Here is a 387-nt window from a genome sequence, read left to right on the forward strand (position 1 = left end):
GTTGACGTCCTTGGCGCATGCCTCGATCAGGTGCCAGGCCGCGCCCTCGAAGCCGGTGGAGACATAGTGGTCGGCCTCGCCCGTCAGCCGGTCGATGCCCTCGCTGATGTCCCGGTCGGACGCCTCCACCAGGCCGTCCGTGAACAGCATCAGGACGTCCCCCGGCGCCAGTGAGCCCTTCACCGCGTCGAACTCGGCCCCGTCGTAGACGCCGAGCAGCGGGCCCTCGCCCGACTTCTCCTCCCACTGCCCGCTGCCCGAGTGCAGTTGCAGGGCGGGCGGATGACCGGCCGAGAAGATCTCGTAGTCGCCGGATTCCAGGTCCAGCACCAGATGGATCGAGGTGGCGAACCCCTCGTCCCAGTCCTGCCGCAGCAGATACCCGTT

Annotated in this window: 1 protein-coding gene; it reads right to left on the reverse strand. The window is 68.5% G+C overall.

The window, feature by feature from the left end; translation table 11 throughout:
• On the reverse strand, positions 1–387 hold a 387-nt coding region (locus RNB18_RS53390; protein WP_311721230.1), incomplete at both ends, for a PP2C family protein-serine/threonine phosphatase.

The organism is Streptomyces doebereineriae (genome assembly GCF_031845645.1).
GTDB classification, from domain to species: domain Bacteria; phylum Actinomycetota; class Actinomycetes; order Streptomycetales; family Streptomycetaceae; genus Streptomyces; species Streptomyces canus.